This window comes from Microbulbifer variabilis, assembly GCF_052468405.1.
Window position 1 is genome coordinate 559,331 of record NZ_CP174343.1, and the last position, 26,694, is coordinate 586,024.

The 26,694-nt window shown below is 49.4% G+C and carries 23 protein-coding genes; 16 read left to right on the plus strand and 7 right to left on the minus strand.

Going from position 1 to position 26,694, the window contains the following annotated elements:
- The first annotated feature begins 8 nt into the window (after positions 1-8).
- Together ccoS and ACJJJB_RS02805 are read left to right on the plus strand one after the other, a co-directional pair.
- On the plus strand, positions 9-188 hold the full coding sequence (gene ccoS, locus ACJJJB_RS02800) for a cbb3-type cytochrome oxidase assembly protein CcoS (RefSeq protein WP_020412296.1): 180 nt from the start codon (positions 9-11) through the stop codon (positions 186-188).
- A gap of 3 nt (positions 189-191) precedes the next feature.
- Positions 192-935, plus strand: coding sequence for a sulfite exporter TauE/SafE family protein (locus ACJJJB_RS02805; RefSeq protein ID WP_445365699.1), 744 nt, complete (start codon positions 192-194; stop codon positions 933-935).
- A 54-nt stretch (positions 936-989) separates the two neighbouring features.
- Here ACJJJB_RS02805 and nadC read toward each other — a convergent pair whose 3' ends face one another.
- The gene (nadC, locus tag ACJJJB_RS02810; protein WP_445365700.1) at positions 990-1,844 is read right to left on the minus strand and encodes a carboxylating nicotinate-nucleotide diphosphorylase; all 855 of its coding nucleotides are present in this window, start codon (positions 1,842-1,844) and stop codon (positions 990-992) included.
- A 485-nt stretch (positions 1,845-2,329) separates the two neighbouring features.
- Between nadC and ACJJJB_RS02815 the strand changes: the two genes are divergently transcribed.
- The 8 genes from ACJJJB_RS02815 (at position 2,330) to ACJJJB_RS02850 (ending at position 12,778) form a co-directional block, all read left to right on the plus strand.
- Positions 2,330-4,714 carry a DUF1631 domain-containing protein gene (locus ACJJJB_RS02815; protein WP_445365701.1) on the plus strand — a complete coding sequence of 795 codons (2,385 nt, stop codon included), beginning with the start codon at positions 2,330-2,332 and terminating at the stop codon, positions 4,712-4,714.
- A gap of 167 nt (positions 4,715-4,881) precedes the next feature.
- Positions 4,882-5,442 carry a 1,6-anhydro-N-acetylmuramyl-L-alanine amidase AmpD gene (gene ampD, locus ACJJJB_RS02820; RefSeq protein ID WP_444902048.1) on the plus strand — a complete coding sequence of 187 codons (561 nt, stop codon included), beginning with the start codon at positions 4,882-4,884 and terminating at the stop codon, positions 5,440-5,442.
- Positions 5,443-5,580: 138 nt separating this feature from the next.
- Positions 5,581-6,456, plus strand: a complete 876-nt coding sequence (ampE, locus tag ACJJJB_RS02825) for a regulatory signaling modulator protein AmpE (protein ID WP_445365702.1) — start codon at positions 5,581-5,583, stop codon at positions 6,454-6,456.
- Positions 6,457-6,634: 178 nt separating this feature from the next.
- Entirely contained in the window at positions 6,635-8,062 is a 1,428-nt protein-coding gene (locus ACJJJB_RS02830) for an aldehyde dehydrogenase family protein (RefSeq protein ID WP_282951371.1), read from the plus strand.
- Positions 8,063-8,169: 107 nt separating this feature from the next.
- A complete protein-coding gene (locus ACJJJB_RS02835; protein ID WP_020412304.1) occupies positions 8,170-9,156 on the plus strand; it encodes a threonine ammonia-lyase in 987 nt (328 codons plus the stop codon).
- A 2-nt stretch (positions 9,157-9,158) separates the two neighbouring features.
- Positions 9,159-9,749 (plus strand): YbhB/YbcL family Raf kinase inhibitor-like protein, encoded by a 591-nt coding sequence (locus tag ACJJJB_RS02840; protein ID WP_020412305.1) that lies wholly within the window; start codon positions 9,159-9,161, stop codon positions 9,747-9,749.
- Between the two features lie 83 nt (positions 9,750-9,832).
- Positions 9,833-11,200: an AmpG family muropeptide MFS transporter gene (locus ACJJJB_RS02845; RefSeq protein ID WP_020412306.1), complete on the plus strand. Its 1,368-nt coding sequence runs from the start codon at positions 9,833-9,835 to the stop codon at positions 11,198-11,200.
- A 300-nt stretch (positions 11,201-11,500) separates the two neighbouring features.
- Positions 11,501-12,778 (plus strand): AmpG family muropeptide MFS transporter, encoded by a 1,278-nt coding sequence (locus ACJJJB_RS02850; protein WP_020412307.1) that lies wholly within the window; start codon positions 11,501-11,503, stop codon positions 12,776-12,778.
- Positions 12,779-12,814: 36 nt separating this feature from the next.
- Here ACJJJB_RS02850 and ACJJJB_RS02855 read toward each other — a convergent pair whose 3' ends face one another.
- Positions 12,815-13,231, minus strand: a complete 417-nt coding sequence (locus tag ACJJJB_RS02855) for an MGMT family protein (RefSeq protein ID WP_445365703.1) — start codon at positions 13,229-13,231, stop codon at positions 12,815-12,817.
- A gap of 228 nt (positions 13,232-13,459) precedes the next feature.
- On the opposite strand from ACJJJB_RS02855, the gene ACJJJB_RS02860 reads away from it, so the two are divergent.
- Positions 13,460-14,413 (plus strand): DUF481 domain-containing protein, encoded by a 954-nt coding sequence (locus tag ACJJJB_RS02860; RefSeq protein WP_245556663.1) that lies wholly within the window; start codon positions 13,460-13,462, stop codon positions 14,411-14,413.
- A gap of 84 nt (positions 14,414-14,497) precedes the next feature.
- On the plus strand, positions 14,498-15,259 hold the full coding sequence (locus ACJJJB_RS02865) for an SDR family oxidoreductase (RefSeq protein WP_445365704.1): 762 nt from the start codon (positions 14,498-14,500) through the stop codon (positions 15,257-15,259).
- Between the two features lie 295 nt (positions 15,260-15,554).
- Here ACJJJB_RS02865 and ACJJJB_RS02870 read toward each other — a convergent pair whose 3' ends face one another.
- Both ACJJJB_RS02870 and cfa read right to left on the minus strand, forming a co-directional pair.
- Entirely contained in the window at positions 15,555-15,851 is a 297-nt protein-coding gene (locus ACJJJB_RS02870) for a hypothetical protein (RefSeq protein WP_445365705.1), read from the minus strand.
- A 102-nt stretch (positions 15,852-15,953) separates the two neighbouring features.
- Positions 15,954-17,099, minus strand: a complete 1,146-nt coding sequence (cfa, locus tag ACJJJB_RS02875) for a cyclopropane fatty acyl phospholipid synthase (RefSeq protein WP_445365706.1) — start codon at positions 17,097-17,099, stop codon at positions 15,954-15,956.
- A gap of 143 nt (positions 17,100-17,242) precedes the next feature.
- On the opposite strand from cfa, the gene ACJJJB_RS02880 reads away from it, so the two are divergent.
- The 3 genes from ACJJJB_RS02880 to groL all read left to right on the plus strand — a co-directional run bounded on the left by ACJJJB_RS02880 (position 17,243) and on the right by groL (position 19,910).
- Positions 17,243-17,713, plus strand: coding sequence for an FxsA family protein (locus ACJJJB_RS02880; RefSeq protein ID WP_020412314.1), 471 nt, complete (start codon positions 17,243-17,245; stop codon positions 17,711-17,713).
- 214 nt (positions 17,714-17,927) lie between these two features.
- Entirely contained in the window at positions 17,928-18,221 is a 294-nt protein-coding gene (locus tag ACJJJB_RS02885; RefSeq protein WP_020412315.1) for a co-chaperone GroES, read from the plus strand.
- A 48-nt stretch (positions 18,222-18,269) separates the two neighbouring features.
- The gene (gene groL / locus ACJJJB_RS02890) at positions 18,270-19,910 is read left to right on the plus strand and encodes a chaperonin GroEL (RefSeq protein ID WP_020412316.1); all 1,641 of its coding nucleotides are present in this window, start codon (positions 18,270-18,272) and stop codon (positions 19,908-19,910) included.
- A gap of 146 nt (positions 19,911-20,056) precedes the next feature.
- Here groL and ACJJJB_RS02895 read toward each other — a convergent pair whose 3' ends face one another.
- Positions 20,057-20,836 carry a DUF4886 domain-containing protein gene (locus ACJJJB_RS02895; RefSeq protein ID WP_445365707.1) on the minus strand — a complete coding sequence of 260 codons (780 nt, stop codon included), beginning with the start codon at positions 20,834-20,836 and terminating at the stop codon, positions 20,057-20,059.
- Positions 20,837-21,167: 331 nt separating this feature from the next.
- Here ACJJJB_RS02895 and ACJJJB_RS02900 point away from each other — a divergent pair, with 331 nt between their 5' ends.
- Positions 21,168-23,894: a LamG domain-containing protein gene (locus tag ACJJJB_RS02900; protein WP_445365708.1), complete on the plus strand. Its 2,727-nt coding sequence runs from the start codon at positions 21,168-21,170 to the stop codon at positions 23,892-23,894.
- 122 nt (positions 23,895-24,016) lie between these two features.
- On the opposite strand, the gene ACJJJB_RS02905 is transcribed toward ACJJJB_RS02900, so the two are convergent.
- A complete protein-coding gene (locus ACJJJB_RS02905; RefSeq protein WP_445365709.1) occupies positions 24,017-25,807 on the minus strand; it encodes a sensor histidine kinase in 1,791 nt (596 codons plus the stop codon).
- Positions 25,785-26,462 carry a winged helix-turn-helix domain-containing protein gene (locus tag ACJJJB_RS02910; protein WP_444945500.1) on the minus strand — a complete coding sequence of 226 codons (678 nt, stop codon included), beginning with the start codon at positions 26,460-26,462 and terminating at the stop codon, positions 25,785-25,787. Before ACJJJB_RS02910 ends, ACJJJB_RS02905 begins: the two co-directional genes overlap by 23 nt.
- Positions 26,463-26,694 lie beyond the last annotated feature (232 nt).

The following is a 26,694-nucleotide window of genomic DNA, read 5'->3' on the forward strand; positions in this document are numbered from 1 at the left end:
AGTGAATTGTGGACAGTCTCTATTTCCTGATCCCTATTGCAGTGGCCTTGGTTGCCTTCGCTGTAAAGCTCTTTTTCTGGGCGGTAAATAACGGCCAGTACGATGACCTCGAGACTGAGGGCCGGAGAATACTGTTTGAGGATGACGTGCAGAATCAGCCCGCAGCGGATTCGGACAAGGAGAAGTAACCAGTGGGAGATTGGGGGTTTTTGGCGGCTGCGCTCGCCATCGGGTTTCTGGGCAGCAGCCACTGTATTGGTATGTGTGGGGGTATCTCGGGTGCGCTCGGAATGGCGGTGCCCGGCAAGCAAACAGCTTGGGTACAGCTCGGCTCATACCAATTGGGACGTCTCGGTAGTTATACGTTAATGGGGGCGCTCGCTGGCGCTTTGGGTGCTGCGATTATTCCTGCCCTGACGCCGCTGCGCTTCGCTGCGGGCATTATGCTGATCGTTATGGCGCTCTATGTGGCCGGTATCTGGCGTGGGCTGGTATGGCTGGAGAAGGGTGGCAGCTATTTATGGCGCTATGTGCAGCCTCTCTCTGCGAAATTGTTGCCAGTTCGCTCTGCGGGGCAGGCGGTTGCCCTCGGTTCCCTGTGGGGCTGGTTGCCCTGCGGCCTGGTTTACAGTGCGCTGACCTTTGCACTGGCTCAGGGCAGTGCTGAGCGATCGGCCTTGGCGATGTTTGCTTTTGGTCTCGGAACCTTACCGGCCATGCTGGCCACCGGTGCTGCGGCTGTGCAAGTGCGCAATATTGTGCAAAAACCGGGAGTGCGTCTGGGTTTTGCAGCGGCTATTTTATTGTTTGGTATCTGGACTATTTGGGGAGCTCTTGGCCATGGGGGCCACAGTGACCACGGCAATCATGGGGAAATGGGGGCGATGGAAGCTCCGCAGGCAGAAGAGCAGGAGCACCACCACCATAATCACTGAGTTTTGAGCTGGCGCCGTTTTGACGCGGCGCCATTAGCCGACACCGGATAAAAACTAAAAATCAATTCTCAGGGAGAGGTCGATCGCGCGCAGGTGCTTGGTCAGGCTGCCGGAGGAGATGTAGTCGACATCCAGAGCTGCCAGCTTCTGAATCCGATCCCGGTCTACACTGCCGGAAATCTCTATTTTGGCTTTACCTTTGGCCAGGGATAGGGCGGAGCGAGTGTCTTTGTCATTGAACTCATCGAGCATGATTACATCGGCACCGCTATCCAGTGCCTGCTGTAACTCTTCAATGGTCTCTACCTCCACCTCGACCAGTGCGCCGGGTTTGATAGCCCTGGCCTGGGAGACAGCTGCATTAATACCGCCGGCGGCTGCGATATGGTTTTCCTTAATTAAAAATGCGTCGTAGAGGCCGATGCGATGATTGTGGCAGCCGCCACACAGCACGGCATATTTCTGGGCACTGCGCAGGCCTGGAATGGTCTTGCGGGTATCGAGAATCTTAACTTCAGTCCCTGCAGCACGGTTTGCGAATTCCGCTGCAGTAGTTGCCGTGCCGGATAGTGTCTGTAGAAAGTTAAGGGCGGCGCGCTCACCAGTCAGGATTGCGCGGGCATTACCCTCCAATTCAAACAGCACTGAATCTGCAGCAACCCTGTCTCCATCTTCAAAGTGCCAGGTCAGTTGCAGGTCTTGATCGAGCTGGCGAAAAACCTCTTCTACCCAGGCGCGTCCGCTCAGGGTGCAATCTTCCCGGGTGATTACTCGCGCACGGGCACTGCGCTCCGCTGGGATCAGCTGGGCGGTGATGTCTCCACTACCGACATCTTCATCGAGCGCGGTGTGCACGGCCCTTTTCAGGTCGGTCATGATGTTTGGGATCGCGGAGTCTTGTGGGTGCATTGGAGGACCTCGATAAAAAAGCGCGGGCAGTTTACCAAAACAGACTGGATTTGGGTTGCCTGGGGCATTTACTCGATTTTTACTGGGTTAAATCCTCGGGTAGCAGCTGGCCCTACATTTCGCTGTGACAAGCGTCTCAAATATGTCGCTAAAGTGTGTAAACAGGGAGGGGAACGCGAGTAGAATCGACGGGGTGAGAGAAAAGCTCACTGCGGGAGCCGTCGCCAAATTCGCTAGTCAAATTGACTGCATTAATGCGTTTAAAACCTGAGCAAAATCAAGTGGTTGTTGGATTTTCGGGTGCATTATCTCGAGAGAATTTTACCAGACCTATCCCCGCATGTTTTTAAGCCTTGAGGCCGCCTATTGAAGTGAGCAGCGAGGTGAACAAATGGGACTGGTGATTTAGACGGCCTATCCGGCCGACAAGATTTCAGCCAGCAAGTGCGCAAAACGCCGGATGGCATGCGAAGGACTTCTTGGAAATGAGTGAATCCAGCAAGGTAGTTTCCCTTTCAGAGAAAAGTGCGGGTCGACATGGTACTTCTATGGGTAAGCCCGCAGTCCTGCCCTCGGCGGTTGTGCTGTTAAAGGAAAAAGCCAGCACCCAGTTGTTTGAGCGTGTCAAAGCGCTGTTTGGGGCGGTGGATGATTCACTGTTTGCGATGGCGGAGCGTGCTCACGGCCAGGAAGAGCAGGATGGTCTGTTCCAGGCATTGCGCCTGCTGAGAGTAGAGCGCCGCAATGTCGCTGAGCGCTTCGTCAAAAACGTGCAGCGCGCTTTCCAGATCCGTCAGGAGGAGCCGTCGGAACCCGCTTTTGCCCAGGACAATCTGTCATTGGTTCACAATGATGACCTGGAGCAGCTGGTGGCCGCGGATACCATGGTGGCCAATGCCAAGCGAGATTTTGCCGAGCCGCTGACCGAATTATGCCTGCGCCTGGATACCCTCTACGCCGTTAAGGTGTATGACAAGAACAACCCTCTCGGCCCCGATGTGATCTGCGATGCATTTGTAGATGCAATTCAGGAGCTGGATCTCTATATCCGCGCGCGCCTTACGTTGCTCAAGAAATTTGAGCAAACAGTTATGCAGCAGCTGCGGGGTTTTTACGAATTCTGTAATCAGCTACTTGTAGAGCAGGGCGTGTTGCCCTCACTGCGGGAGCAGCAGCGCGCAGCGCGACAGCGCTCGGCTTATCCGGCAGGGCGTGGTCCCGGCAATCCGGGTGCAGCTCAGGCCGCTGGAGTTGGCAGCGCTGGGGATGGTGCTGCCCAGGCCGCACAGGGAGTACCTGTCAGTGGTCACTTTGCCCCAGGGCTCGTACCCGCTACGGCGGGTATGACACCCATGCCCGCTGGGGATCTGCTCACACATCTGGGAGCTTTGCAAAGTGGGGCTCATTACCAGGATGCCGGTGCAGCCCAATTGTTGAATGTTGGCGATCTGCTGCAGCAGCGCCTGGTTGACTCCAATCAGGCAGCTTCGCTGGCAAAAGTGGATAGCGATGTAATCAAACTGGTGGAAATGCTGTTTTCCTTTATTTTGGAAGATCGCAGTCTCGCCACACCGATTAAATCCCAGCTCGGCCGTTTGCAGCTGCCACTGCTCAAGGTTGCGATTGCCGATAAGTCGTTTTTTAGTAAAGGTGGCCATCCCGCACGCAAACTGTTAAATGAGCTTGCCGATGCTGCCACTGGTTGGCAAGCTCCAGACAATTTCGAGTCCGACCCTCTATACAGTGAAGTCTCGCTGATCGTAGAGCGGGTTCTCAGCGAGTTCGATCAGGACATCAATATTTTTGCCACGCTTCTGGAGTCTTTGCGCGAGTTTATTATTCGCGAACGCAAGCGCGCGGAAATGCTGGAGCGCAGGGTTATAGATGAGGCGGATGGCCGGGCAAAAACCCAAGCCGCGCGCGCTCGTGTAGCAGCGGTAATGGATGCCCTGGTAGCCGAGAGAGACCTGCCGCCTGTGGTACAGGATTGGCTGCAAAAGGTTTGGAACAATGTTTTATTCCTCACTTGTGTGAAAGAGGGCACTGAAAGCGAGGCCTGGAGTCGCGATGTGCGCACAGCCCGCGACCTGGTGTGGAGTGTGCAGGCACTAATGCCGGATTCCCGTAAGCAGCTCCTGAGCTTGTTGCCGGTTTTGCAGGAGCGTTTGCGCGAGGGTATTGAAGCTCTCTCCTACAACGCCTTTGAGGCGCGCGCCATGTTTGCCGGTTTGAAGGAAGTTTATCGCGAGCGTTTTGCCCTCGCGCAGCGCCTCACCGAGGAACGCGAACTTCAGGTTAAAGAGCAGGTGGCCCGCGAGGTTAAGGCGGCTACTTCGGTGGATCATTTGGCGGAAGTGGCCGAGGTTCAATCCAGTGAAACTCTGCCGGTAGAGGCCATAGCTCCCGAAGCTGGCGAGCCGCAACCGGCCGCTGATGATAAAGACGAACCGGTAACCGAAGAGACCGCTCTGTTGCAGGAAGTGGCGGTGCCGCAAATGGAAGAGCTTGAGCAGGCGGTTGCCCAGGCGGAGTTAGCGGCATCTTCTGCGGAGCAGGAGGGCCTTGCTCCTCTCGATGAGGCGGACCCCCACTGGCAGATGACCTTCCGCCTCGCCCAGGGGAGTTGGTTTGAGTTGAAGCGCTCTGATGAGGAGCAGTTCCGCTGCCGTTTGGCAGCGGTTATCCGCGATATTGACCAGTTTATTTTTGTGAACCGCAACGGTGCCAAGGTAGCGGAGTTCGGCCGATTGGAGCTGGCTCATGTGCTGCGCTCAGCGCAGCTGTTGCCCCTTGATGACGGTATGTTATTTGAGCGTGCGCTGCAGTCGGTTATTGGCAATGTGCGCAAAAAACGCAGCGAACAGCGCTGATCTGCCTGTTTTAGCTCCCCTGTCCCGGCAACTATTGCCGGGGGCCCACTTCTGTCGCGATACGTCTCTAAACCGATTGGCATATCGATCAACGCTTCCATAGAATGGTAACTGCCAAGGCCCTGAGTTCATTTGGGGTGGTAGTTTGCTGGAACGGAGATCGCAGATTGAAATACCAAGTGGAATCTGGCTGGCTATCCGGTGCGCGCCGGGTGCCCAGTCCTCACTGCAACAGCCGGCCCGACGACTGCCCCGTGGACCTTTTGGTCGTTCACAGCATCAGCCTGCCACCCGGGCAGTATGGCGGGCCTTATATCGATGCGTTTTTCCTTGGGCAGCTGGATATTGATGCCCATCCCTATTTTGCCGAGATTGCGGCTCTGCAGGTTTCTGCACATATCCTTATTGATCGGGATGGTATCGTCACCCAGTATGTGCCCCTTGACCGGCGCGCCTGGCATGCGGGTAAGTCGGAATTCAAAGGGCGCACCAACTGTAATGACTTTTCTATCGGGATCGAGCTTGAAGGCTTGGATACGGATATTTATACCGATGCCCAATACCATGCCCTGGCAGAGGTGAGTGCGGCCATTATGCTGGCTTATCCAGCCATCGGCGTGGACAGGATAGCCAGTCACTCTGATATAGCGCCTGGACGCAAGCTGGACCCGGGCCCCGGCTTTGACTGGGAGCGCTACTTGAATGAGCTCAATAAGCTCGTTGAGTGAAACTTCCACTTCGCGGTGCTGGTGTATCAATCCACATCGCCTTTAAAATTGAACTGCCATTGTGTGAGGTTCGCCTACTTGTTTAGCAGACCCAGGGTGGCGCATCATGATTCAACTATGGGCTGACGCGGTATCACTATGACTCTGCTAATCGTTTTATTCACTTTGGCTCTGGTGCAAATCTGGGGGTCTGGTGCGCCTTTGCACCGCGATGGCTGGTTTGATAAATGGTGTGAGCGACTCTCTAAAGTGCCGCAACTGCAATCGAATGGCGGCTTGTTGCTGGGGGCCAGTATTCTGCCACCGGTGCTGCTGATTGCGGTGGTGATGGTAATTGCAGAATCCAACTTTGGAGGCTTGGGAGCGCTTTTACTTGGGGTGCCACTGTTACTTTATTGCCTGGGACGAGGCAATTTTAACGAGATTGTAAGCGTTTACCTGCGCAGCTGGTATCGGGGCGACTTAAAGGGGGCTGAGGAAGCTGCGGCCCCTTTTCTACAGGATATCCACGAGACTCCGGCAGATGGCAAGTGCCTGCATGAACAGGTCTTCCGCGGTGCCGCTTACAGTGCCTTCGAGCGCCTCTTTGCCGTTCTTTTCTGGTTTATTTTGCTCGGGATACCGGGTGCGCTGCTATTTCGTTTGAGTGCTCTCTATGCAGAGCGCGCTCGCGGGACACAGTGGCAGGCAACTGCAGCCCGCTGGCTTTGGTTACTGGAGTGGTTGCCGGTAAGGATCATGGGGCTCAGCTTTGCGATTGTGGGTAATTTTGCCGGTTGCTACCGAGCCTGGCGTCAGTGTCTGATGTGTCGTGAGAGAGATACGGCACAGGTGCTCGAAGCCTACCTGGAAGGGGCGTTAGGAGGAATTGACGCCAGTGAATGCAGTGCCAGTGCAGATCTTTCACAAGTCCAGCGTCAAAGTGGCGCGGAAATAGAGGGACTGCAGTCCTTGCTTTCCAGAACCCTACTGTTGTGGGTTACCGTGTTGGCCCTGACGGTTTTGTTCGCCTGATTTTTTGAAGTTATTCAGAGCTGAAATGAGTAAATTATTTTTTAACTGAATTACAATTTGGAAAAATTTCCCAGTAATTGCTTGACTTTTAACCATCCTCCCAGATGATTGCGCCCGCTATCGCACTCCGGAGATTACCGGGTAGCGGGATGCTTATACTCAGTGGAGGAAGTAGGGTTTGAATGTTTCATTACTGGAACCGCAAATGCTGTCAGATCTCAGTGCTGCAAATGGTAGGGACTCCGCGGCGTTAGTCGCTGGACTAAGGGCATATTTTCGCAGTGGAAGTACCCTTGAGCTGGCCTGGAGGCGTCGCCAATTAATTCAGCTGCGCAAAATGCTCTCGGAGAATGAGGCGCGCTTTATTGGGGCCTTGAATGAGGACCTGCATAAGGCTCCCCAGGAAGCTTACCTGACTGAGATTTCGTTTCTCTATAGTGATATCGATCATACCCTCAAGCACCTCAAAAAGTGGGTACGCCAGCGCAAGGTTTCCTCGCCACTTCTCACCCAACCTGCGAAAAGCTATATACAGCCAGAACCCCTTGGGGTGATATTGATTATTGGCGCCTGGAATTATCCCCTTCAACTATTGCTGTCGCCTCTTGTGCCTGCCATAGCGGCGGGTAACTGTGCAGTGGTCAAACCGTCGGAATTATCCCCTGCGGTTTCTCATTTGATCGCTGAGTTGTTGCCCAGATACCTGGATAATGATGCCTTCGCCTGTGTTGAGGGAGCTGTGGCAGAGACCACGAGCCTTTTGGAGCAGCGCTGGGATCACATCATGTACACCGGCGGTGGTCGGGTAGCCAGGATTATTATGGGGGCAGCAAGTAAGCACTTAACTCCGGTTACCCTGGAGCTTGGCGGCAAAAGCCCCTGTATTGTGGCCGATGATGCAGATATCGATATTGCCGCGCGGCGTATAGCTTGGGGGAAATTTACCAATGCGGGGCAAACCTGTATTGCACCGGATTATGTACTGTGTACCAAGCACACCGCGGACCGTCTTGTCCCTGCTATCCAGCTGGCGGTAAGGGAGATGTTTGGGGACAGCCCCCGTCAAAGCAGCGATTATGGACGGATAATCAATACCCAGCACACATTGCGTTTGGCGGACCTCCTCGGTGATGGTGAGGTAATTTTTGGTGGGGATGTCGATGTGGATAGTTGCTACATGGCGCCAACCCTGATGCGCTGTGTCAATCTGGAGTCCCCGGTAATGCAGGAAGAGATTTTTGGTCCCTTGCTGCCGGTAGTTGAGTTGGATGACTTCGGAAAAGTGGAAGCGTTTGTTAATGAGAGGGAAAAGCCGTTAGCGCTGTATATTTTTACCCGGAGTGATGCCATCGCTGACCGGGTGCTTTCCCGCTGCAGCTCCGGTAATGCCTGCGTGAACGATTGCATGATGTTTATGCTGGCCCAGGATCTGCCATTTGGAGGAGTGGGAGCCAGCGGTATGGGCTGTTACCACGGTGAGCATGGTTTCAGAACTTTTAGCCACTACAAAGCCGTGATGAAACGCAAAAATATTCTGGATGTTGACCTGCGTTATGCGCCGTACACCAATCGAAAATTTAAGTGGTTGAAAATACTGCAGCGATAGAGTGGCCAAAAATATTTAGCGAGATATGGGCGAAAAGGGAATTTTGCTGGTTTTTTAGTGGCTTGAGTTGGTACATTCAGTCGTAAATTAAAAAGACCAACAGAGCTATGCCCTCGGACCCCAATGACCTGCCTACCAGTGCTGATGTTTTTTGCGCGGCACAAACAGTCTCCGGAACTGTCCATCGAACTCCCTTGATTCGCTCCCAGCTTCTCAATGAGCTGGGTGGCGCCAATCTTTGGTTTAAATGTGAGCACTTGCAAAAAGTGGGTGCGTTTAAAGCACGTGGAGCTGCAAATGCACTTTCCCTCTTGCCTGAAGGAGCTGAGTTGGTGGCGACCCACTCCTCAGGCAATCATGGCGCGGCGTTGGCATGGGCTGCTGCGGAGCGGTGTTTGCCCTGTATTGTTGTAATGCCAGAGACGGCGCCCGATATGAAGCGCATGGCTGTGGAAAGTTATGGCGCAACAATTGTTACTTGCGGTCCTACCCTGGCAGACCGTGAAGAGGCTCTGCAAAAAGTGGTGCAAGAGACAGGGGCCCATGTAGTGCCGCCCTATGACGACAGCAGGATTATTGCGGGGCAGGGCACGGTAGCTCTAGAGGTTGTTCAGCAATGTCGGGAGCAGGGTTTTACTCCGGATGTGATTGTGGCCCCTGTGGGTGGCGGTGGCCTGCTCGCAGGCACTGGGCTGGCAATAGCGGCGTTGGCTCCAGATGTATTGGTAATAGGCGCAGAGCCCGCTGGCGCGGATGATGCGCAGCGATCTTTGCGTGGCGGTGTTCATATCACTACCCAGCAGCCCCATACTATTGCCGATGGCTTGCGTACAACGCTTGGGCACCGAAACTACAGGGTGATTCGTCGCACTGTGAGAGATATTGTGACGGTTTCTGAAAGTGGTATTGTGCGGGCAATGCAACTATTGTGGACTCGCACCAAGCAAATGGTTGAGCCCTCAGCTGCCGTGGGGCTCGCAGCTGTGCTCGAGCACGGAGCGCGTTTTCGCAACAAGAATGTCGCAGTTGTATTGACCGGTGGCAACATGGATCTGGGCAAGGTTTCAAGCCTGTTGGCCAGTGTGGAAGAGTAACAATGAGAGTGTTGGATATGAACCTAGGATTTCGCCGCATAAAGTACAGCAAAATTGCCAGTTTCTTTGCAGCGACAATATTTTCTTTGATGGCTGTTGCCTCCCAGGCCGGGCAGTTGACACTGTCTTCTACGTCTTTGAAACCCGGCAAAAAAATGCCATTAGCTCATGTATATGCCGGCTGTGGCGGGGAAAATGTCTCTCCGCAACTGAGCTGGGAGGGGGCCCCCGAAGGCACTAAAAGTTTTGCGGTGACGGTTTATGATCCCGATGCACCGACAGGCAGTGGCTGGTGGCACTGGGTGATTTTTAATATCCCTGCTGACGTAACCAGTCTGCCAGAGGGTGCTGGAGACCTGAAGAACGGCCTGATTCCCGAAGCTATTCAGGGGCGCAATGACTATGGAAATCCTGGATATGGTGGCGCCTGCCCACCCAAAGGGCACGGCGACCATCGCTATCGCTTCCGTGTATATGCCCTGAAAGTGGATTCCCTGCCGTTAGATGAAAATTCATCTCCCGCCAAGGTGGGCTTCAATGTGAATGCCAACAAGTTGGCCGAGGCAGAGCTCGAGGTTCTGTGGGGCCATTGAGTTAGGTAGCTTTTTGGGTGCAGACATATTGCCTGCGCTCTTTCTTTATGGCCGGCAATAGGGCTCAAAGGGGAAGATTGAATATGTCGCGGCAGCAACTGACATGGGGGCAAGCACTTGGAGCTTATCTGAAGCCCCGTGTAATCACCATGTTTTTCCTCGGCTTTTCTGCCGGCCTTCCGCTTTTACTGGTCTTCTCAACCCTGACTGCCTGGCTGCGCGACTACGGTGTTAGCCGCACCGCTATAGGCTTCTTTGCCTGGGTCGGAATTACCTTTTCAATAAAGGTGCTCTGGGCTCCCATCATTGACTATTTACGGTTGCCTTTACTGACCAAAAGCCTGGGAAAACGGCGGAGCTGGATGCTGGTGTCCCAAGTGGGCGTTGCCATTGGCTTGGTGGGTATGGCCAGCGTGGATCCCCAGCTGTCCTTGTTGCAAGTAGCTCTGCTCGCTCTGTGGGTTGCATTCTGCTCGGCTTCACAAGATGTGGCTATTGATGCCTACAGAATTGAAGCCATGGATGAAGACTACCAGGGAGCTATGGCGGCTAATTATGTGTTTGGTTATCGGGTTGCGATGCTGATTGCTGGGGCTGGGGCACTATTTATTGCAGATTTGTTCAGTTGGTCTGGCGCCTACCTGGCAATGGCCGTTTTGATGGGGGTGGGTGTGATCACCACTTTGTTGATCACAGAGCCCGATCACTCGAAGGTTAATAAAGAGGCTGACGTACTGCAGAGTGAATGGGAGCAGCGCCTGTTGGGGAAGGGCGAACACAGTCGCTTGAAGCAGTGGTTTGTTCGTGCTGTCGCCTGTCCCTTTATTGAGTTCTTCCAACGCAATGGGCGCTTTGCTTTTGTTTTATTGCTGTTTATCGGTATTTTCCGCCTAAGCGATATTGCGATGGGGATTATGGCCAATCCCTTCTACTTGGATTTAGGCTTTTCCAAAACAGAAATTGCAGAAATCAGTAAGCTGTTCGGATTCTTCTGCACTATTCTCGGCTCCTTTCTAGGTGGAGTCCTGGTGGTGCGCTATGGCATTTTGCGCCCGCTGATACTCGGGGCGGTAATGGTTGCCTGCACCAACTTACTGTTTGCCCAGCTTGCACTGATTGGTCCGGATAAGGCATGGCTGGCCCTGGTGATCAGTGCCGACAACATCAGCGGCGGTATTGCTAATGCGGTCCTTGTCGCTTACCTGTCGAGCCTGGCCAATAAGGCTTATACCGCAACCCAGTATGCCTTGTTCAGCTCTCTGATGACGCTGCCGGGTAAATTTATCAGTGGTTTTTCCGGTATGGTGGTTGATGCTCAGGGTTACGCCCATTTCTTTATTTATGCTGCCTTAATGGGAGTTCCGGCAATTTTACTCTCTATCTATTTCTGGCGGCGTGAACAGCGTGAATGGCATCTGGAAGAACCGCAGCCAGACTCACGCGCGACCTGAAGAGAGCCATTCCAGGGTCTAATTTTATTGCTGGCATACAGATCTGCTTTATGACAGAAGCTTTCCTGTGTGCCGGTCACTCATCTCGTTTCTACGCCCCCGGATAATTCCTCATCAACGGGCATTTTCTCCGACTTGTGTCTATGGTGGTTGTATTACTCCTCCGCTCGAAACCTGTAATGGTTATTGGTTTTTTATAGAGATAAGGGAGGGGTTTTGGTGTCACTTATGGCTGTTAGCTGGGATGTCTAAGAGCTGTAGTTTTCAAGAATGATAATCAGCAATTAAAAGCGACAAACTATGGCCCACGAAACGGTTCGGGAGGCGGTATTCAATCGGCGTATGCTGATCTGTATCGGTACCGGATTTTCCTCAGGAATGCCACTTTTTGTCCTGATTCAACTGGTGCCTGCCTGGTTACGTTCTGAGGGAGTAGACCTGGCTACCATCGGGATTTTTGCCTTACTTGGTCTGCCCTACACATGGAAGTTTCTGTGGGCTCCATTAATGGAGCGCTTTGCTTTCCCGATTTTAGGGCGTCGTCGTGGTTGGATGCTCGTAATGCAATTGCTGCTGATAGTCTTTATTGGCGGCTTAGGTATGTTCAATCCGCAGTTCAATATATGGACAATTGCCACTTTATGTTTTGGTGTGGCTTTTTTTAGTGCCAGCCAGGATATTGTCCTGGACGCCTTCCGTCGGGAAATATTGCCGGATCATGAGTTAGGTCTCGGTAATTCCTTTCATGCGAATGCCTATCGAGTAGCGGGCCTGATACCGGGTTCGCTCAGTTTAATCCTGTCGGATCATTTGGCCTGGGACCAGGTTTTTTGGATAACTGCAGCTTTTATGTTGATCGCTGTATTTATGACCTTGATGGTTTCAGAGCCCCAGCACCCGGCTGCGCCACCAAGGACTTTGCGCGAGGCTATCGTGCTGCCATTTGTCGAATTTTTTAACCGCAACGGCGTAAAGCACGCAGTATTGGTGCTTGCTTTCATGTTCCTGTACAAGCTCGGCGATAATATGGCCACTGCATTGGCGACACCCTATTACCTGGATATGGGGTACACCAATACGGATATTGGTATTGTGGCTAAAAATGCCGGTCTCTGGCCCGCCGTGATTGGGGGATTTCTCGGCGGCCTATTGATGGTGCGTATTGGGATTAATAAGTGTCTGTGGATCTTTGGAGTTATCCAGCTCGTATCCATTTTTGGCTTTATGATTTTATCTGAGGCTAATGGGGATCTGGTGGGCACACCGGGTTTTAAGCCGAGCCTGTGGCTACTGGCGATAGTGATTGCTTTTGAGTATCTGGGGGTTGGTCTTGGTACTGCAGTTTTCATCGCTTTTATTGCCCGCACAACCAGCAAATTACACACGGCTACCCAATTCGCCCTGTTTACTGCGTTAACCTCGTTACCCAGGACCTTTGCCAATGCTTCAACAGGGTATTTGGTTGAGTCTGTGGGGTGGACGAACTTCTTTCTTCTGTGCGCCGCGTTGGCAGTTCCGGGGATGTTACTGCTCTTTTATGTCGCGCCGTGGAATGGTGATGCAGCGGAGGAAGCCTGATTACTACCGCCTAAACTTGTACAGCTCCTTTCGGGGTTATGGTCTCCAGCGATACTTGGCCATGTCCACCCGCCCCTTTAACAAGGTAATCCCTTCTTTCTCCAGCCGCTTGCGTTGGCGGGAAGCCCCGGGTTCGGGTAATGAGATTCTTCCCTGGGCGTTGATTACCCGGTGCCAGGGTAATTTGGTGTCTTTGGGTAGTTTCCGTAATGTCTGACCAGCTAGTCTGGCGGCTCTTGGATAGCCGGCCATTTCGGCGAGATCTCCATAAGTGACGACCCGGCCTGTTGGTATTGAGGCCAAAACCCGGCATATTCTGGCGAGAGCGCTGCCTGGTGTTTCTGGGCCGGTGGTATTGGTCTCTACAGGCACAAAAGCCTCATTTCTTAGTGGTTTATTAGATTTAGCCGCCAGTTTGCCGTATTTGTCTGCAAATAAGCTATAAAAAAGCACGGATTAAAGCCGGGGTATCATACTGAGCCGTTACAAAATAGGTAGCATTGGCGTGCCACATTTATGACAGTTGTGGCATTATTGCCGATTGAATAGGGCTTTCATCACAGTTTTCATCGCAAGCTCATCCAGAAACTTCAAGGTTCTCCTGTGGTTCTATCGACACAAATTCCCCGGATTTTTGCCAAAACTCTCCTTTGCCTTGCACCCTTACAGGTTTTTGCGGGTGTGCTCACCCTTGAGAATGGTGATCGCATTCAGGGGGAGCTGGTGCTTGTAGATACTGAACAAGTGGTATGGAAATCTGAGACCTTCGGTGAAGTTAAGGTCGATAAATCCAAGGTTGTATCCATGGATGTGGATACCGATCTCAAAGTTGCCGGGCGGGATGAGCCATGCACGCTGGCAGGGCACCGCCAGGAGCAGTGGGAACTCTACTGCGCAGAGGGTGGAGGTTGGTTGATCGACTTTCCTGGAGTGGAGCGTGCTGAGCCCTATCCACACTTTGTCAGTAATCCAATGACATTCAAGGGTAATGTGAGTGCGGGCGGCGTTTTTGAATCCGGGAACCGTGAGCGTGAGGACCTGGATGCAAATGTTAACCTGGATGTGCGCCATGGGGATTTCCATCACCTGGTCGGCGCCCTTTACCAGAATCAAGACAGTGAGGATGATGGCGCGCTGGAAAAATACCGGCTGACTTATGACCTGCGCTGGATTTTTGCAGAAAAGTGGTTTGCTGCAGCAAATACCGCCTGGGAGCATGAAGAGGCGCGGAACTTGGACCTCGGCACAACCATGGGTCTGGGTCTTGGTTACCTGTTTTATGACACAGACAAAACAGCATTTTCACTGGAAGGCGGTGTTAGTAGCCTGCAGGAAGATTTTATTGATACGGAGCTGAGTGAGAATCAGGACGACCAATATGTGGCAGGGCGTGTCGCGCTGAATTACCGTTATAAATTTTCCCTGGGCCCGGAAATTTACTTTGACCAGGAAACCCTGCAGTCTTTCGATCACAGTGATGACTACCAGGCAAATGCCAAGGTGGGGGTGAGAACACCACTGGTTGAAGGAGTGCTGATGGAAATTGGCTACCAGTGGCAGTACGACAACACACCATCGCTGGAAAGTGAAAAAGAAGATACCAAAGTAACCGTTGGTGTTGGTTACCAGTGGTAATAGCCTGGCGGCATTCTCCCAACTTTGCCGGAATAACAGGCCTTAGAGAAATAAAATCTAAAAAATACTAATGAGGAGTGCAACATGCAGATTGCCGGCAGTATTGTGGCGATTACCGGTGCTGGCCAAGGGCTGGGAAGAGCAATGGCCGTTTACCTGGCGGAGCGCGGGGCCCGTTTGGCATTGATTGATGTCAACGAAGAGGGGCTAAAGGAAAGTGTTTCTGCCTGTGAACAGCTCGGTGCCGAGGCGCGAAGCTATGTGATCAATGTCGCTAATGAGGAAGAGGTAGATAAAGGCTTCCTCCAGGTCGCAGAGGATTTCGGTGGTCTGCAGGTGTTGATTAATAACGCCGGTATTATGCGCGATGGCATGTTGCTCAAGTGTAAAGAGGGCAAGGTCACTGACCGTATGTCACTGTCCCAGTGGCAGTCTGTTATTGACGTAAACCTGACTGGGGTATTCCTTTGTGGCCGTGCCGCAGCCGGAATTATGGCGGAAAGTGGCAAGGGTGGAGTGATGGTGAATATCTCCAGCCTGTCTCGTGCCGGCAATATGGGACAGACAAACTATTCCGCCAGTAAGGCTGGTGTTGCTGCCATGACGGTAACCTGGGCCCGCGAGCTGGCTCGTTACGGCATGCGCGTAGCTGCAATTGCTCCCGGTTTTATCGGCACTGATATGGTTGCGCAAATGCGCCCGGAAATCCTGGATAGTCTGGTTAAGCAAGTGCCATTGAGACGCCTGGGTGAGCAAGAGGAAATTGCCTCAACCGTGGCGTTTATTCTGGAGAATGACTATGTAACCGGTCGAGTTCTGGATATCGACGGTGGTGCACGTATTTAACGATTCAGTAGCGTGTTATCAGATGAGGGTGAACTTTGTTCGCCCTTTTTTATTTCCCTTTCAGTAATGATTTTAAGATTTATCTATCCCTTCCTCGCATATCTTGTGTTGAGAGTCTTTCGATAAAACAGGTATACAAACAAGGAAATAATGAGCCAGGCCAGGATGGATGCCACTTCGTGAAATACTGTTTGTTCTAAAGATAAGTGAAAATCCCGCAGCGCAAAGCCTTTGATTTGTGCCGACCAGGCATACAGCATCTTGCACATATGCAGTGCCCACCATGGTCGGCCTGTTACTTGTGGTCGGAAAAAAACGTATAGACATCAAGCCCCATAAAAACCAGCATTAATGCGGATGGAGCCAGGTAAATATTGGCATAACTTGGGTGTTTACCAATATCGTAAAGAAAAACCTGGAAATAGAATACTGCGACCCAGGCAGCTATGGCAGCCAGTATCCAATCGATAATATTGAAAGTGATTCTGCCATCATTGGAGTGCTTGGTTCTCGGCCAAATTCGATAGGCAGAAAATATGGAGTAGCTGAATATACTGATCAATTCCAGTAATAAAAGGTCTGGGTGAAGCATTGATAGTAGTAGAGCTAAATCACCGCCACTAATTGCTCCCCCAGACTTTTGAAACTCTCAATGTTGGAAGAATTTGAAGTCTTCAATCAAGAATTTCTTACCCTAGCAAATACGTTCCACACCATCGGTTCTATTTTTCGATAACATCCACTGCCATAACTGCATTCTGCGAACTCTAAAGGATGCCGCGCATAACAGAAGGTAATAACGCCACATACGATAAAAGCGTCGACCATAGCGATCGGCGAAGCGAGGCCAATTACGTTCAAAATTATCATGCCAGGCCATCAGGGTTTTATCGTAATCGGGGCCAAAGTTATGTAGATCCTCACAGGTCAGTAGCTCCTGAGCTGCCAGAGTGATTTGACTGGCGGCAGGTATTTCTCCATTGGGGAAAATATACTTCTCAACCCAGGGGTCGGTAGGTGCGGGTTTGGATTTACCAATAGTGTGAAGTAGTAAAATGCCGTCTTTTTTCAAACAGCGTTTTGACACCTCCATAAATGCGCGGTGGTTTTTTCGTCCTACATGCTCAAACATTCCCACGCTGGCAATTCTGTCAAAGGGTTCATTGAGTTCGCGGTAATCCTGAAGGTGCACGGTGATCGGCAGGTTGGCATAGCGCTCGGCGACGTAGGCTCTCTGCTCACGGGATACTGTAACCCCGACACACTCTACCTGGTATTTCTGTGCCGCATAACCGATGAGGCTTCCCCACCCGCAACCGATGTCTAATAACTTCATTCCTGGTTCAAGCTGGAGTTTGCGGCAGATAAGGTCCAGTTTTGCTTCCTGGGCCTCATCTAGGGTCTGGGCCTCCTTCCAATAACCACAGCTATATGTAAGGCGGCTATCGAGCATGGCGGCGTAAAACTCATTACCTAAGTCGTAGTGGTGCTCACCGACCTCGAACGCCCGGCGACGACTTTGCAGGTTGAGCAAGCAGCTGCGTATATAGGGGAAGATATGACGCCAGTTCTTGAAGTGACGGCCCAAGTCGGAATCTAGAATACGGTAGATGAACTGATCTATGGCCTGTACATCCCAGTCCCCGCGCATATAGGTTTCCCCCAACCCCATACTTTGGCGGGCGACGATCTCATCAAGTGCCTCTTCTCGATGGAGCTGGATATCCCAGGGGCGGTCACCGTTAATACGGATATCGGCCTCGGCTAAAATATCATCAACAAAGTGGCGGCTTCGGCCTATGGCTGGTGCCTCTATGGCATCTTGCTGCTCGCTTGCCATTCAAGTCTCCCTCTCTCCTGGTTAGCGTGGGGTCGATTATGGCGCCCTTGAATAATTTGCCTCCCCACTCCATTTAATACAGCATGTCGAAAATATCCCCAGCCCCGGATTAGCCGTGGGCTGTTAGATCAGGAATCCTCTCTATGCGTCCCTTGCTGCTGCTTCTATTTATAGCTCTACCTGTACTCGAATTGTGGGTATTGATTGCCGTAGGGAGTGAAATCGGCGCCTTGCCCACCATCGGCCTGGTGTTTCTAACGGCTATCATCGGCGTGACGCTGCTACGTCGCCAAGGGCTCTCTACCCTGGCAAGGGCCCAGGAGAAGATGCGCACTGGTGATATTCCCGCCCAGGAGATGGTAGAAGGTATCTTTCTCGCCGTCGGCGGTGTTCTGCTGCTGACCCCCGGCTTCATTACCGATATTCTCGGTTTCGCCTGCCTGATACCGGGACTGCGCCAGTTATTACTGGGGCGGTTACTTCGCCATGTCACTATCGTTCGACCAGGTGGCCCCTTCCAACCGAATGCCTCCAGACGTGGCCCCGATATTATCGAGGGAGAGTACTCACGGGATGAGCGGAACTCCGTTGAGCACAAGCGCCACAAAGACTGATTTGGTTGAATAGTGCACACTTTTACACTTCAAACGGCACTTTTATAGTTTTTTCACTTTAGGGTGTTGAAATCTATTCTCCCGCCCATAGATAGGGATCAACTGAGAATTAAGCCCCGCCTCTGAGGACCAGAGAGGGGTGAGGTTACCGGCCCGATGGGCCTGTACCGCCAATGTTGGAAAACCTTAAAACGACTCAATGGAGAACTTATCCATGAAAATTCGTCCTTTACACGACCGCGTCGTAGTACGCCGTAAGGAAGAAGAAGCGATGTCAGCTGGCGGTATCGTGCTGCCAGGTGCTGCCAAAGAAAAGCCAAACCAGGGTGAAGTGGTAGCCGTGGGTGAGGGCAAGCAGCTGGACAATGGCGATGTGCGCGCACTGTCTGTGAAGGTAGGTGACACGGTTGTTTTCGGTCGCTATGCCGACAGCAATACCCTCAAGGTGGAAGGCGAAGAGCTGATCATCATGAGCGAAGGTGATATCTACGGCGTGTTGGAAGGCTAAGGCCAGCCTTTAACTTTACTCGCAAAAAGAATTTGAGGAATAAGAATCATGGCAGCTAAAGACGTAATTTTTGGTGACGACGCTCGTCAGAAAATGCTGAAAGGCGTAAACATCCTGGCAGACGCTGTAAAAACTACTCTGGGTCCTAAAGGCCGCAACGTAGTTCTGGACAAGTCCTTCGGCGCTCCTACCGTAACCAAAGACGGTGTTTCCGTAGCGAAAGAAATCGAGCTGAGCGACAAGTTCGAAAATATGGGCGCACAGATGGTTAAAGAAGTTGCTTCCAAAGCTTCTGACACCGCTGGTGACGGCACCACCACCGCTACTGTTCTGGCTCAGGCTATCGTAACCGAAGGTCTGAAATCCGTAGCCGCTGGCTTCAACCCAATGGACCTGAAGCGCGGTATCGACAAAGCGGTAACCGCAGCAGTTGACCACATCGCTGGCCTGTCCACTCCTTGTGCCGACACCAAGTCTATTGCTCAGGTAGGTACTATCTCCGCTAACAGCGACGAGAGCGTTGGTACCATCATCGCTGAAGCCATGGAAAAAGTTGGCAAAGAAGGTGTTATCACCGTTGAAGAAGGTTCCGGCCTGGAAAATGAGCTGGACGTAGTAGAAGGTATGCAGTTCGACCGCGGCTACCTGTCTCCTTACTTCATCACCAACCAAGAGAACATGACTGCCGAGCTGGACAATCCGTTCATCCTGCTGGTAGACAAGAAAATCTCCAATATCCGCGACCTGCTGCCCCTGCTGGAGCAAGTAGCTAAAGCCTCCAAGCCGCTGCTGATCATCGCTGAAGACGTAGAAGGCGAAGCGCTGGCAACTCTGGTTGTAAACAGCATGCGCGGCATCGTTAAAGTTGCTGCTGTTAAAGCACCTGGCTTCGGCGACCGCCGTAAAGCCATGCTGCAGGACATCGCGATCCTGACTGGCGGCACCGTGATTTCTGAAGAAGTTGGCCTGGAGCTGGAAGGTACCACTCTGGAGCACCTGGGTACTGCTAAGCGTGTCACCCTGTCCAAAGAAAACACTGTAATCGTTGACGGCGCTGGCAATGTTAAAGACATCGAAGCTCGCGTTAGCCAGATCCGTGCACAGATCGAAGAGTCCTCTTCCGACTACGATAAAGAGAAACTGCAGGAGCGCGTAGCCAAGCTGGCTGGCGGTGTTGCGGTAATCAAAGTAGGCGCCGCTACTGAAGTGGAAATGAAAGAGAAGAAAGCCCGCGTTGAAGACGCCCTGCACGCTACCCGCGCCGCAGTAGAGGAAGGCGTAGTACCTGGCGGTGGTACCGCTCTGGTTCGCGCTACCCAGGCTATCTCCGTAACTGGCGACAACGAAGACCAGAACCACGGCATCGCTGCAGCTCTGCGCGCTATGGAAATGCCTCTGCGTCAAATCGTTTCCAATGCTGGTGACGAAGCTTCTGTAGTTGTTGACAAGATCAAGCAAGGCGAAGGCAACTTCGGTTACAACGCTGCTACTGGCGAGTATGGCGATATGCTGGACATGGGTATTCTGGACCCAGCAAAAGTAACCCGCTCTGCTCTGCAAGCGGCAGCCTCTATTGCTGGCCTGATGATCACCACCGAAGCCATGGTTGCAGAAATCCCGGAAGAGAAGCCGGCTGCTCCTGACATGGGCGGTATGGGTGGAATGGGCGGCATGGGCGGCATGATGTAAGCCGGCCTTAAAGCCTACCCCAAAAAGCCCCGCAATTGCGGGGCTTTTTTATTTTAGGTACATGGAATGATAGGTTAATACTGGTGCTGCGACGCAGCAAACAATCTGATTAATGGGGATACAACAGACCCAGATCCAGGAATAGCCTATGGATCTAAATTAAGTTTCTTAGTTTGTTGTGCTAGTAATTCGGCTGTTTCCTTAGATATGCCATTGATTGGTGGAGCATTTAATTGAGGTTGTTTCAGTAGATAGGAAACAAAGACCGCGGCAGATAGATATACACCATTCTGATTGGGGTGGCTTCCATCATGAGCGTATAGGTCAATGACTTTATCTGAGGAGCTAATTGTTTCCCAAGCGAGGCCGACTGGTATTACTTTTGAAGATGTTGTCTGGGCTATATTCTGATAACCCTCAAACAAGCGGGCTTGCATTTTACTGCGAGTATCATTGGAATAATTTTGAGTGTCCCCATGCTTACGGCCCCAGGTTAGAAAGAGGAGAGGAGTGGCACCGGCCAATCTAATTTCTTTGGTGAGTTTTTTTGCGTAGGGGTAAATCTCTTTATGCCTCTGTTCTTCGGAGAATGAGGGAAGCTGGCTTTGCTCCTGAAGCACCACATAATCCCATGCCCTCTCATGAATAGCTTCTAGTGTATCCGCAGACTCAGAGTGTTTTTGTAAGGTCCACCCTCCCGGAGTTATGGATCTATATATAATTTGTGCTCCATTGCTTTTAGCAATTGCCTGGATTATCGGAGGAAGAGGGCGTGTGTAGCTATTACCGATAAAAAGCACAGATAGAATTTCCTGAGTTTTCTGCTCAGTCTGCTTCTTTGGCCCTACTAGTAAGTAAGCTCCTACCAATAATAGAAAGATAAGAAAAAATATTTGGATTTTTAGATGGCTTTTAAATTCTTTCATTGTGTTGGATTTCCAAGTGGGGCTATTACCACTTAGGATAGGTCTATTTTGTAATTTGTTCTGTGCAGCGTGTTTAAGGATCTACATTCTTATGAGGTTGAATAGGTTATTGAGGGAATAAATTGTTATCTTGAAATTAGTCATCTGATTATTTTTCGTTACTTTATGAGCTGTGAGAATAATTATGAATATGAACGATCTAGATTCGCTAAATATAAGTCTTATTTTAATTTGGGGGGAGAAACATTACATATATTTAATGTTCAGTCCAGCAGAGGGTTAGTATGTCCTTTTAGACTTCCCTTTCAGTAAATGGGAGGAAAGAGCAGATATGTTGCTATCAAAAGGTAATCTTGTACTAGCTGCCTGTCTTGCAGTACTAGGCTGCAAGGATTCGGGGGACTCTGGAGGGAGGCAGGTGTTAGAACCCAGGGGTTCGCAAGTAGACTTAAGCCAAACGTCGGCTGGTTTTTTTGCGCACTATACCCGTGTCAACTCAGTAGATATTCCGGAAAAGATCACAGGACCTTATGCTGACATTATTGTGAACCTTGAAGGGAAAGGTAAGCTTGTTTTTGCTCGTGATCATAGTTATCGGCCTGTTTGGCACTTTGGAAAAAATTCTAATCCTGTAGCGCATTTGGCTGATATTTCGAGTGATGCCAATACTCGCTTTGATAAATCAAATGACTTTTCTTATGTTCGTATCTTAGAGCAGTCAGATGAAAAGGTTGTTATTCATTGGCGTTACTTCCCGAAAGCTAATGCGAAAATGGGGCGAGATCCCGAAGGGGTAGTCCATGAGATATATACGATTACTCGAGATGGCAATGTAACCAGGTTATACCGGCCAGGCACTGATACCATCACAGGCTGGGATGTGCGTCGAGGGGCTATTATTCAGACTATGCGTCTCACGGAAAATGGCATAGCCGATGTACAAAATAAGTCTGGAGAGCTACAGGCAGGTGTGTCTCAGGGTAATGGGAATACGATAGTTAATTATACTCCCCCTGCCTTACCAGTGGCGCATTGGAAGTTTGATGAGGGGGAGGGCACGAGTACTGTTGAGAGCTTGAAATCAGCGACTGGATATATTGACAGCCACGGGGGTGATTGGGTCGCTGGTGTGTCTGGTTCGGCCCTTTTTTTTGACGGTTATAGATCAGCAGTGGTGGTCGCGCAGGATGAGGCACCCATATTTAAGGAGGCTCTTTCTATTGAAGCCTGGATTAATCTAGCCGCTTATCCATGGAATAATGCTCCTATCATTCACCAGTCAGATAATATGGGAAATGAGGGGTATTATTTTGGAGTAAGTTCTGACGGTAAGCTGCTTTTTACGGTAAATGGAAAAACTTTAACTTCTGATAGTGTAATCCCAGTTAATCAGTGGATTCATGTTGGTGTTTCTGCAGAAAAGAGTTTGTCGCTCTATATCAATGGTGTTTTAGATAAAAGCCAATCTTATGATGTCAATCTTTCAATTCCAGATATGCCAATGATTGTTGGAATGAATAATTCACCTTTAACAGCAACAGATGGGGTTCGGGAGAGTGAATTAAATGAATTCAATCATTTCTCCAGTATATTCGGTATTGAGGGGGCAATAGACGAGATTGCCATTTATAAGCACTCTCTGACTTCTAAGGATTTTGATGATAGCTACAACGGTTTTTTATTGGCACAAAAGAAAGCTCCAGATCCTGGTTTTACGAAGCGGCAATTGCCAGACCTTGAAAAATACCCCCAGAAGTTTGGTGGGATTTATACAAAGTTAGACTTTCATGATGCTTGGGATAACCTATGGAGGGTTACGGACAACGAAGATATTGTAGTCCGATTCGATAATAAGCCGATCAGTTATGTATATTGGCGAGGAACATCACATGGCATGAACTTGGTGACAGATAATCGGTGGATGTCTGATCAAAGTGTGGAACTGGTGATTCCCGATCCGGATGATCCTGAAACCCCAGCTTCAGTCAACCCAATTGTTTCTTTGGCTGAACACATGTCTGATAAGGCCGCTCTACGCACCCATGTTCGTATGATTGAAAATACTCCTGCACGGGTTAAAGTTCACTGGCGTTATGCTGCCGCAGATGTATTTGATTTACTCGTTTTGGATACTGCTTATATTGATGAGGTGCATACAATTTATCCCGATGGGGTGGCAATCCGGGATGTTTTTTACCATCCTGCAGCTGATGAAGGTGGAGTAGAATTTTATCAGGACTTCCAATGGTTACTAGGACCGGGTCAAAAAGCTGAGGACTTCCTGAATTATAATGCAGTTTCGATTGCGGGGCTTACGGGTGACTCCTCTGATATCATTTATCCTATATCCTTAGACAGGCCTAGTGATGGAGTGGACCCCAGTCCTTTGCCCGGTAATATTGCGGTGCTCAATAGCCAAACTAACTGGAAGGTCTTTGGAGTAAGTCAGGCAGGTGGTTTTTTCCCCTCTGCTAATGAGGAGAGTTCAAAGCATATAGATTTCCTGGGAGGTATTTTTCCGTTTGCAGGCCCTTGGAATCATTGGCCAATAGCTCAAATTCCTTCCGATGGTCGATTCTCCGTTGCCAATGATAGAGTTTCTCACTTTGCGGTTGGTAATCTAGAGGCCTTTGAATATGGTTCTGGATCTATGATGTATGGCTTTACCCAGGGAACACCGGTTGATTTACAGGGCTTGGCAAGTTCATGGATATCTCCACCTGTAATAGATGCGGTTCAAGGTGTTAAGGGCAATGTAATTAATTTTATCACTGATGAAAGAGCCTATAGCCTGACGGCAGATGGGGTATCAGGAGATATTTCTTTACTGGTGAAGGCTAATGATAGTAGTCCTTTGGTAAATCCATCACTAATTATTCGTGAATGGGGAACAAGCAAAACTCCGAGAGTAAAATTCAATGGCAAAGTACTATCCGATGTAAAATTGGGTATTATCAGAGATACAGATGGATCCCAGACTTTGATTGTGTGGTTACCTGTGACGGCAATCACGGATTCATCCATTGAAATTGTTCGTAATTCTGTTGGTGAGAGTTAATCTTCTTATTGGTTGTTGCATTTTAAGAATAAGCAGAATAGCCGTACCATAGTATGGCTATTCTGCTTTGTAAGTGGAAATTATCTGTATAGAATTTTTAACTTCCTTGTACGGATAAATATTCAATATAATTCACTGAATTTACTTTCCTGAGAATTTAATGAATGGGCGGGATGTGGATCTGTGACTGAAGGGATATCTATCTGTATCTTTAATCCATTGCAGTTAGCTAGGTGAATCTTAGCTTTGTGCAAATTACAAACAGCCAAAACAAGACTTAATCCAAGTCCATTACCTTTTGTATGCCTATGCGATTCCAACCGGTAAAATCGCTCAAAGACCTTTTTATGATCATCTTCTGGAATTCCCGGACCGCTATCGTGTAGCTGCAATTGAAGATACTCCCTACCCTGTTGAGGATGAGCTGAAAGCCTAATATCCAGTTTGCCACTTCCTGGTGCGTACTTAATTATATTGTCAAATAGGTTTGCAATAGACTGAGACCATTGGTTTTTATCTCCAAAGATCATATGTTGGTCATCAATCAAAGTAACGGATGGAAGTATTCCCTGATCATGAAAAATCGGTTCATAGACTTCTACCAGGGTTTTAAGAAGGTTATGAAGCGAAAAGTGCCGAAATGCTGACCTTTGTGCTCCTTGCTCAATTTGCGAGATTCTGAGTAACGCATTAAAGCACTCGATGATCCTGTCGTTTTCATTAATAATGGCTTCGATAGTATCTTTATCTGGTTTTTCTATATGCAATAATAGTTCTAGCTGGCCTCGTAGCCGAGAAAGTGGGGACTTCAAGTCATGGGCAATATTGTCGGAAACTTGTTTTATTCCCATCATCAATTGTTGGATTTTGTCCAGCATTGTATTGATATGTATAGATAACTGATCATAGTCTCCGCCATTACTATTATATGGGATCCGTTTGTCCAGATCTCCAGACATAATTTGGCGGCATACTTTGTTAATCTCGCTTATTCTTCTGACTGCTTGCCTAGATACAAGATATCCACAAATTAGGCTAATAATTGCAGTGATCAGAAGTCCGTAAAAAATAACAGAGTTAAGACTTTTCAATAGGTGATATTCTTGGGTGAAATCCTTCCCCAGTATTAGTTCTCCCCCGTCACTTAGTAGAGAAGTTTTTGCTAGGCATATGTGCTGTTCATCTTCTTGACCAAATGTAGAGTCTGGATTGTAGGTTGCCGTGTAGGTAGACTTATAGTTCGTGCTTTGCGGGGAAATTTCTTCGATATTACTAAGTATAATATTTCCCTTTGCGTCTTGAAGTTTTACACAGAGATCCTCTGTATCTAGAAAATACTCTGTCTCAATGTAATATTTTGCGAGTAGTGTTGCATCTATGTGGCGTTTCTTATGATATTGGGGCCAATGGCTAAATCGCTCATCAGTAATGTTGTCTACATAATCGTGAAAATCTTCAGGGAATTCACTATTAAGTAGGTGCCAGATTAGGTTGGCGGGAATTTTTTCTAGTGGGGGATTGATATTTTCTCCCAGTGCGAATAATCGCCCTTGAATAGCAAGTTCCTCCTGATTGCTTAAGCTGCTTTTATTTAAAAGATTTTTGAAGTAGTGTGTGTAGTCGCTAGTAAATTTTGATGGTGAAGTGTGGTTGTTAATAAAATTTCTAGGTTTTACATTTTTGAAGTTTGGAAATATATCAGGGTGAAAAAACTCTAGATCATTGATTTCCGCAATAGATTCTTTTGTTATATTTTTAATTTTATGAAATGTTGGATTTGCCAACGATTGTTTTGTGATTAAATAGATGCTTGCCAATGAAATACTGGAGCTAAGGCAGACGCAGCTGAATGTGATAATTGCCAGTTTGAAACTGGAGCTTTTATGTAGTTTAATTTTTTTCGCGAAGGACATAGCCGGCCCCCCTTACTGTGTGAATAAGAGGACTGTCCTGAGATTGGTCAACTTTCTTTCTCAATCTGCTTACGTGCACTTCTACTACATTAGTTTTCGGGTCAAAATGAAGATCCCAGACTTGCTCCAAAAGCATTGTTTTTGTAACAATTTGACCTTCATGTCTCATAAGATATTCCAGGAGTTTGAATTCCTGGGTTAATAGTTCAATACTACGGCCTCTGCGTTGTGCCTTCCTTGTTAAGAGATTGAGCTCAAGGTCTGAAACAATAAGGGATTCGCAGGTGTTGGATTGAGGTTGGCGCCTACCAATGACTTCGACTCTGGCTAAAAGTTCTGCAAAAGAAAAAGGTTTGGAAAGGTAGTCATCACATCCACTACGTAAACCCTCTACGCGATGGTCGACGTCTCCGAGGTTACTTAGCATTAAAACTGGTGTACTGATTTCCATTCCCCGCAGGGATTTTAATAGTTTTAACCCATCCATACCAGGAAGCATTCGGTCAAGGATTATTACATCAAAATTTTCGATGCTGGCTTGAATTAACCCTGTTTTTCCATTATGGCATAGCTCTACACCATGCCCTTCCTGACTAAGGCCCTTGTGAAGGTAATGACTTAATTTGATGTCGTCTTCTATTATAAAGATTCGCATATATCTTTAGCTGGTAAATAGTTTTGGTTGCCGGTTATTTGTTGATCGAGTTTTTTTTAAGGTTTTCTGATTTGCCTCAGACTAAGCCATGTACATATGGTGAATATAAAAACGTAACTAAATATTGCTAGGCACTTTCAGCCTTTTAGATATGAAAAGACTTAATTAAAAGTGACAAATGCTATTTTTACACCATTCTGAAGAACTGGAAGTAGTGAAGTCTTTCTAGTTT

What these genes read in the sequence shown, in the direction of transcription:
- nadC (WP_445365700.1), bottom strand. Translation starts at nt 1,844, where the DNA reads ATGCACCCACAAGACTCCGCGATCCCAAACATCATGACCGACCTGAAA.
- ACJJJB_RS02815 (WP_445365701.1), top strand. Translation starts at nt 2,330, where the DNA reads ATGAGTGAATCCAGCAAGGTAGTTTCCCTTTCAGAGAAAAGTGCGGGT.
- ampE (WP_445365702.1), top strand. Translation starts at nt 5,581, where the DNA reads ATGACTCTGCTAATCGTTTTATTCACTTTGGCTCTGGTGCAAATCTGG.
- ACJJJB_RS02835 (WP_020412304.1), top strand. Translation starts at nt 8,170, where the DNA reads ATGCCCTCGGACCCCAATGACCTGCCTACCAGTGCTGATGTTTTTTGC.
- ACJJJB_RS02840 (WP_020412305.1), top strand. Translation starts at nt 9,159, where the DNA reads ATGAGAGTGTTGGATATGAACCTAGGATTTCGCCGCATAAAGTACAGC.
- ACJJJB_RS02845 (WP_020412306.1), top strand. Translation starts at nt 9,833, where the DNA reads ATGTCGCGGCAGCAACTGACATGGGGGCAAGCACTTGGAGCTTATCTG.
- ACJJJB_RS02850 (WP_020412307.1), top strand. Translation starts at nt 11,501, where the DNA reads ATGGCCCACGAAACGGTTCGGGAGGCGGTATTCAATCGGCGTATGCTG.
- ACJJJB_RS02865 (WP_445365704.1), top strand. Translation starts at nt 14,498, where the DNA reads ATGCAGATTGCCGGCAGTATTGTGGCGATTACCGGTGCTGGCCAAGGG.
- ACJJJB_RS02870 (WP_445365705.1), bottom strand. Translation starts at nt 15,851, where the DNA reads ATGCTTCACCCAGACCTTTTATTACTGGAATTGATCAGTATATTCAGC.
- cfa (WP_445365706.1), bottom strand. Translation starts at nt 17,099, where the DNA reads ATGGCAAGCGAGCAGCAAGATGCCATAGAGGCACCAGCCATAGGCCGA.
- ACJJJB_RS02880 (WP_020412314.1), top strand. Translation starts at nt 17,243, where the DNA reads ATGCGTCCCTTGCTGCTGCTTCTATTTATAGCTCTACCTGTACTCGAA.
- ACJJJB_RS02885 (WP_020412315.1), top strand. Translation starts at nt 17,928, where the DNA reads ATGAAAATTCGTCCTTTACACGACCGCGTCGTAGTACGCCGTAAGGAA.
- groL (WP_020412316.1), top strand. Translation starts at nt 18,270, where the DNA reads ATGGCAGCTAAAGACGTAATTTTTGGTGACGACGCTCGTCAGAAAATG.
- ACJJJB_RS02895 (WP_445365707.1), bottom strand. Translation starts at nt 20,836, where the DNA reads ATGAAAGAATTTAAAAGCCATCTAAAAATCCAAATATTTTTTCTTATC.
- ACJJJB_RS02900 (WP_445365708.1), top strand. Translation starts at nt 21,168, where the DNA reads ATGTTGCTATCAAAAGGTAATCTTGTACTAGCTGCCTGTCTTGCAGTA.
- ACJJJB_RS02905 (WP_445365709.1), bottom strand. Translation starts at nt 25,807, where the DNA reads ATGTCCTTCGCGAAAAAAATTAAACTACATAAAAGCTCCAGTTTCAAA.
- ACJJJB_RS02910 (WP_444945500.1), bottom strand. Translation starts at nt 26,462, where the DNA reads ATGCGAATCTTTATAATAGAAGACGACATCAAATTAAGTCATTACCTT.